Source organism: Streptomyces sp. NPDC054794 (genome assembly GCF_053611585.1).
In genome coordinates, this window is record NZ_JBSHAQ010000047.1 from 50,774 (window position 1) to 56,773 (window position 6,000).

Below are 6,000 nucleotides of genomic sequence, written 5' to 3' on the forward strand. Positions count from 1 at the left end.
GCCGAGGGTCGGGAAACGTCCGTGCTGCCTCAGGCTCAGCCAACGACGCGGCGCTTCGCCCCGCACTCGGGCCGCCGCCAATCAGGTGACTGTTTCCGCTGTTGGTGGCATCGGCTGGCGGGCGGTCACCGGCTCGTGCCGGCGCCGTCCGACCCCGTCGTCACGGTCCGCTCCACCGAGAATCCGCCCCACGTCCCGTCCGGCAGCCGCGCCCGGATCCGCACCCGGTGGACCTCCCCGGCGGCGCGGCCCAGGTAGAAGCTGTAGTCCGCCCGGCCGCGCGGCGGGGTGCCGCCCCACACCAGGGAGGTGGCCGGGGCGCCGTCGAGCCGGATCTGGTACTCCGTGACCACGCCTTCCGTGCGCGGCGGTTGCCAGGACAGGTCGATGTAGTACGCCCCGTCGGCCCGGTGGGTCGCCGCCCGGAACCCGGTGGGGGCGGTGTCCCGGCCGTCGTCCGTGCCCGGTGTGGTGAGGCGGACCGGGGCGCTCGCCGGCGAGACGTTGTCGGCGGCGTCGCGGGCCCGGACGGTGAACGTGTAGCGGTGGCCCGGGCGCAGGCCGGTGACCACCGTCGCGGTCTGACCGCCGCCCACGCTGTGGATCTTCGTGGCGCCCTGGTGGATCTCGTACGAGAGCACGCCCCGGTCGTCGGTGGAGGCGGTCCAGGACAGCTGGACGGCCCGGCTGCCGACCGCCCGTCCCGTGGGCTCGCGCGGGCGGGTCGGCGCCGAGCGGTCCGCCGCGACGACGGCCGGCGTTCGCGCGCGCACCTCCCGGCTGCTCGGGCCCACGCGCCCGTCGGTGTCCCGGGCCCGCACCGTGAAGACATACATGGTGGACGGCCTGAGCCTGGTGACGTCCACCATGTGCTGCGAAGCCGGTACTTCGCCGACCTTTGTGGTGCCGCGATATACCTCGTAGGCCCGGACGCCGGGGCCCGAACTCACCGCGTTCCACATGACGTGCACGCTGGTGGCGCTCCCGGCCGCGGCGGTCACCCCCGTCGGAGCGCCGGGCATCCGCCGGCTCTCGCCCTCGGCCGCGCCGCCCCAACCGCAGGACACGAGCAGCAGCAGGCCCCCGAGGGCCAGGACGGGAGGAAGGGGAACACGTCGCACGGCTCAGCCTCCCGGGGGACGGGATGACGGCAATGGTCCGGACCAATATGGCCCGACTGTCGCGGTCACATCAAGAGGGCGGAAACCCGGGGCGGCAGCATTGGTGACCATCGGAGCGCGTTGCGTATGCTGAAGCTCCTTGGCTGAACTCCCCGCGACAGCAGGGAAGTTCACGTCTGTGGCGCGGAACGCTGTCGTCGCTGATCCCGCGCCGACACGGGTGGCCGGGACGGCCTGGGCCGATACGGGCTCAGGTTCCCGGCCCCTGTCAAAAGTCAACGGGGTGTCAGACGCCGTAGATCGTCCGGACCCCCGTACGGTGGCCGGGTGCCCGGGCGGGCTCCGGATCGGGCTCGGTGACCACCCATGCCCCCAGGAGAGGTCCCCTATCGTGCGTGTCCAGTCGCTGACGCTGGCCGCGGCCGGCGCCGCCCTGCTCACTCCCCTCCCGCCCGTCCCCGCTCCGCTGCTCCCCCTGCGGGTGCCGGTGGTACGCAGCGAGGGCCGGGTCGACGCCGCCGACCTGCTCGCCCGGGTGCGTCACTGCGCCCCCGTCTCCCGCGGCCGCTACCGCACCGACGAGTCCGCGCCCGCGACCGTCGCGGTCTGCGGCACCCGCGACGCCGTGTTCTGGAAGGCCGACATGGACATCGACTGCGACGGCCGGTCCACCAGGCGCTGCAACGGCCGCACCGACCCGAGCTTCCTGCCCGCCACCGCCTTCCAGCAGTCCGACGGCCGTCATCTCAACGCCGAACGCCTGCCCTACATCGTGGTGCCCGCCCCGAGCCGCCGCTGGGACCACCGCGCGGGCGGCGTGCGCGGCGGTTCCGTCGCCGCGGTCGTCTACCGCAACCGTGTGCGGTACGCCGTCGTCGGGGACACCGGCCCGCGCGAGATCATCGGCGAGGCCTCCTACGCCACCGCCCGGGCCCTCGGCATCAGTCCCGATCCGCGCAGGGGCGGGGCGTCCTCCGGGGTCACCTACATCGTCTTCAAGGACTCCCGGGTCAAGCGCATCCAGGACCACATGGCGGCCGTCGCGACCGGGGAGCGGCTGGCGGGCCGGTTCGTCCGGCACCCCTGAGCCGCCCCCCGACCGCCGGGACCTCTTCGACCGCGGTCCTCACACCTTGCGGTACATGTACGCCTCGGTGGCCGCCGCCTCCACCGCGTTCAGGTCGCCTCCCGCGGCCGCCGTGACCACCGCGGCCACCGCGCCCTCGACGAACGGGGCGTCCACCAGGCGCGTGCCGCCCGGCAGTTCGTCGCCCTCCGCGATCAGCGCCTTCACCGTGAGCACGGCGCTGCCCAGATCCGTGAGCACGGCGACCCCGGCTCCCCGGTCCACGGCCGCGGCCGCCGCGGAGATCAGCTCGGCGCTCGTACCGAGCACGCCGGCCTCGGTGCCGCCCGCCGTGGCGACGGGCACCGCCTCGGCGCCGCCCGCGAGGCCCTTCGCCAACTCGGCGACCGACGACGCGACCTCGGCGCTGTGCGACACCAGCACGATCCCGACCGGCTTCCCCTCACTCACCGGCGGCCTCCACCAGCGCGGCGATCAGCAACGCGGACGAGGTGGCCCCCGGGTCCTGGTGCCCGATGCTGCGCTCCCCGAGATAACTCGCCCGGCCCTTGCGGGCCTGCAACGGCACCGTCGCCAGCGCGCCCTCCTCGGCGGCGGCCCGGGCCGCGGCGAAACCGTCGGGCATCGCGTCCACGGCCGGCACCAGCGCGTCGAGCATGGTCTTGTCGCCGGGCGCGGCCCCCCCGAGGGCCATCACCCCGTCCACGCCCGCCCGCAGCGCCTCGGCCAGCTGCGCCTCGCTGACCTCCGTGGCATCCCCGAGCGCCTTGCCCGTGCGGCGCAACAGCGTGCCGTACAACGGCCCGGACGCGCCGCCGACCGTCGAGATCAACTGGCGGCCCGCGTGGGTCAGGACCTCGCCCGGGGTGTCCGGGGCCTCCTTCTCCAGCGAGGCCGCCACGGCCCGGAACCCGCGCTGCATGTTGGTGCCGTGGTCGGCGTCGCCGATGGCCGAGTCGAGAGCGGTGAGCCGTTCCGCCTCGCGGTCGACGGACGCGGCGGTCACGGTCATCCAGCGGCGGAAGAAGTCGGCGTCGAGCACTGGTTCTCCTTGCGTGGTAGGTACGTTGGTCGCGTCCGCCGCCGTGTCACATGCCCCAGCGCAGGGCCGGCGTCCGCACCGGCGCGTCCCACAGCCCCAGCAGTTCCTCGTCGACCTGGCACAAGGTGACCGAGGCGCCCGCCATGTCCAGCGAGGTGACGTAGTTGCCCACGAGCGTGCGGGCCACGGTGACCTTGCGCTCGCCGAGCACCCTCTGCACCTCGGCGTTGAAGCCGTACAGCTCCAGCAGCGGTGTCGCGCCCATGCCGTTGACCAGGACGAGGACGGGGTTGCGCGGTTCGAGGTCCTCCAGTACCGCGCCCACCGCGAAGTCGGCGATCTCACCGGACGTCATCATCGCTCGCCGCTCCCGGCCCGGCTCGCCGTGGATGCCGATGCCCAACTCCAGTTCACCGGGCGGCAGATCGAACGTGGGGCTGCCCTTGGCCGGCGTCGTGCACGCGCTGAGTGCCACGCCGAAGCTGCGGGAGTTCTCGTTGACCCGGCGCCCGATGGACTCGACCTGCTCCAGGGGCCGGCCCTCGGCGGCCGCCGCGCCCGCGATCTTCTCGACGAAGAGGGTCGCGCCGGTGCCGCGCCGGCCGGCCGTGTAGAGGCTGTCGGTGACCGCCACGTCGTCGTTGACGAGCACCTTCGCGATCTGGATGCCCTCGTCCTCGGCGAGCTCGGCCGCCATGTCGAAGTTCAGTACGTCACCGGTGTAGTTCTTCACGACGAACAGCACACCCGCCCCGCTGTCCACGGCCGCCGCCGCCCGGGCCATCTGGTCCGGAACCGGTGAGGTGAACACCTCGCCGGGGCAGGCGGCCGACAACATCCCGTGCCCCACGAACCCGCCGTGCAGCGGTTCGTGCCCCGAGCCGCCGCCCGACACCAGCGCCACCTGCCCGGCCACGGGCGCGTCCCGCCGTACGATCACCCGGTTCTCGACGTCGACGGTCAGCTCGGGGTGGGCGGCCGCCAGCCCCCGCAGCGCGTCGGCCACCACGGTCTCCGGAACGTTGATGAGCATCTTCATCGATACCTCCTGGTGGACCCGGTAGGTAGGCCTCCGGCCCGTGTGCCCAGGGCCGACGCCGACCTGTTGCCTACTCTCGGAAGTATCGACCTTGAACGGGTGATCGTCACCCGTCGCCGCGCGCCGGCGGGTGCTTGAAGCTGAACCAGGTCGTCTTGCCCTCGTCCGTCGGCCGCACGCCCCAGTCGTCGGCGAGGGCGCGGACCAGGAGCAGCCCCCGGCCGGACTCGGCGTCCTCGGCCGCCACGCGCGGCTGGGGCAGATGGGGACTGCGGTCGGTGATCTCGACCGTGAGTTCGATGACGGTGCGGCAGACGTGCACACCGATCGGGCCCTGCGCGTGCAGGACGGAGTTGGTGAGGATCTCGGACGCCAGCAGACAGGCGTCGTCCGCCCGGTGCGCGAGCTCCCACGCGTCCAGCACCCCGGCGAGGAATTCGCGGCCGGCCGGCACCGACTCGGGCAGGGCGGGCAGGGTGGTCGAGGCCGAGGCCAGCGGAGCCGCGGGCAGCCGGGTCAGCAGCAGGGTGACGTCGTCGTCGTGGCCGTCGGCGCCGGGCAGCAGGCTGGCCAGCACATGGTCGGCGACGAACTCCAGGTCGGGCGTGCTGTCGGCGAGTTTGTCCAGTGTGCCGATGAGTTCGGTGAGCTGGTCCTCGATGTCGCTGCCCGGCGTCTCGACGAGCCCGTCCGTGTAGAGCACCAGGGTGGCGCCGCGCGCGACGGTGGTGCGGCACTGCTCGTAGATGACGTCACCGACGCCCAGCGGCGCGTTCACCGGCGAGGGGAGGGGACGCACGCTCTCGACGGGGTCGGTGACCAGGACGGGCAGGTGCCCGGCGGAGCACACCGTCACGTCCCCGGTGTCGGCGGCTATGACCAGGTAGCAGCAGGTGACGAGCTGGTCCGGGACGTCCAGGTCGGCGACCACGGTGTCCAGGGCCTGCATCAGCTGACGGGGCTGCATCCCGGTCTTGGCCAGCGCGTGCGCGGCGGACCGGAGCTGGCCCATCACGGCGGCCGCCTCCAGCCCGCGGCCCATCACGTCGCCGATCAGCACCCCCACCCGGCCGGCCCCCAGCGGGATCAGGTCGAACCAGTCGCCGCCGACGCCGGCGCCCTGGGTGGCGGGCAGATAGCGACTCGCGGTGGCGAGGCCCGGGATGGCCGGCGGGGTGCCCATGAGACTGCGCTGCAGGGTCAGGGCGATGTGCCGCTGCTGTTCGTACAGCTCCGTCAGCTCGGCCTCGGCGCGCTTGCGGTCGCTGATGTCGCGGACGATGGCGCACGCCCCGATGACCGTGCCGTCCGGGGCGCGGGTCGGCCACAGCGTCACGTCCACGTCCAGCAGGCCGCCGGTGCGGGTGAGCCGCAGCGTCTCGAAGTGCTCGACCTTCTCGCCCCGGCGCAGCCGGTCCAGCAGCACACCGATCTCGTCGTGCCGGTCGGTCGGGGCCAGGATCGACACGTGCTGCCCCACCGCCTCCGCCGGCGTGAACCCGTACAGCGAGTGGGCCGCGGCGTTCCAGTAGGTGATCCGGCCGTCGAGGGTCTTGGCGAGGATCGCGTCCTGGGAGGACTCGACGAGCGCGGCGAGTTCGTTGATGCGTTCCTCTGCCGCCTTGCGTTCGCTGACGTCGCGGACGGCGGCGGAGACGAGGAGGCCGTCGGCGGTTTCGAGGGGGCTGAGGCTGATCTCGACGGGGAACTC

At 73.4% G+C, this 6,000-nt stretch carries 6 protein-coding genes; 1 reads left to right on the top strand and 5 read right to left on the bottom strand.

What is annotated here, in order from left to right:
• Positions 1 to 125: 125 nt before the first annotated feature.
• Positions 126 to 1,121 (bottom strand): fibronectin type III domain-containing protein, encoded by a 996-nt coding sequence (locus ACWGKT_RS36395; RefSeq protein WP_453277002.1) that lies wholly within the window; start codon positions 1,119 to 1,121, stop codon positions 126 to 128.
• Positions 1,122 to 1,512: 391 nt separating this feature from the next.
• On the opposite strand from ACWGKT_RS36395, the gene ACWGKT_RS36400 reads away from it, so the two are divergent.
• Entirely contained in the window at positions 1,513 to 2,208 is a 696-nt protein-coding gene (locus ACWGKT_RS36400) for a glycoside hydrolase family 75 protein (RefSeq protein WP_453277003.1), read from the top strand.
• 39 nt (positions 2,209 to 2,247) lie between these two features.
• Here ACWGKT_RS36400 and ACWGKT_RS36405 read toward each other — a convergent pair whose 3' ends face one another.
• The 4 genes from ACWGKT_RS36405 to ACWGKT_RS36420 all read right to left on the bottom strand — a co-directional run.
• On the bottom strand, positions 2,248 to 2,658 hold the full coding sequence (locus ACWGKT_RS36405) for a PTS-dependent dihydroxyacetone kinase phosphotransferase subunit DhaM (RefSeq protein WP_235460921.1): 411 nt from the start codon (positions 2,656 to 2,658) through the stop codon (positions 2,248 to 2,250).
• Positions 2,651 to 3,250: a dihydroxyacetone kinase subunit DhaL gene (gene dhaL, locus ACWGKT_RS36410; protein WP_235460922.1), complete on the bottom strand. Its 600-nt coding sequence runs from the start codon at positions 3,248 to 3,250 to the stop codon at positions 2,651 to 2,653. Before dhaL ends, ACWGKT_RS36405 begins: the two co-directional genes overlap by 8 nt.
• A 46-nt stretch (positions 3,251 to 3,296) precedes the next feature.
• Positions 3,297 to 4,289, bottom strand: coding sequence for a dihydroxyacetone kinase subunit DhaK (dhaK, locus tag ACWGKT_RS36415; protein WP_235460923.1), 993 nt, complete (start codon positions 4,287 to 4,289; stop codon positions 3,297 to 3,299).
• A gap of 106 nt (positions 4,290 to 4,395) precedes the next feature.
• The coding region (locus ACWGKT_RS36420) for an ATP-binding SpoIIE family protein phosphatase (RefSeq protein WP_453277004.1) at positions 4,396 to 6,000 on the bottom strand (1,605 nt) is incomplete at its 5' end.

Bases quoted from the DNA above. Each gene is read 5' to 3' on its own strand.
- dhaK (WP_235460923.1), bottom strand. From the start codon at position 4,289: ATGAAGATGCTCATCAACGTTCCGGAGACCGTGGTGGCCGACGCGCTG.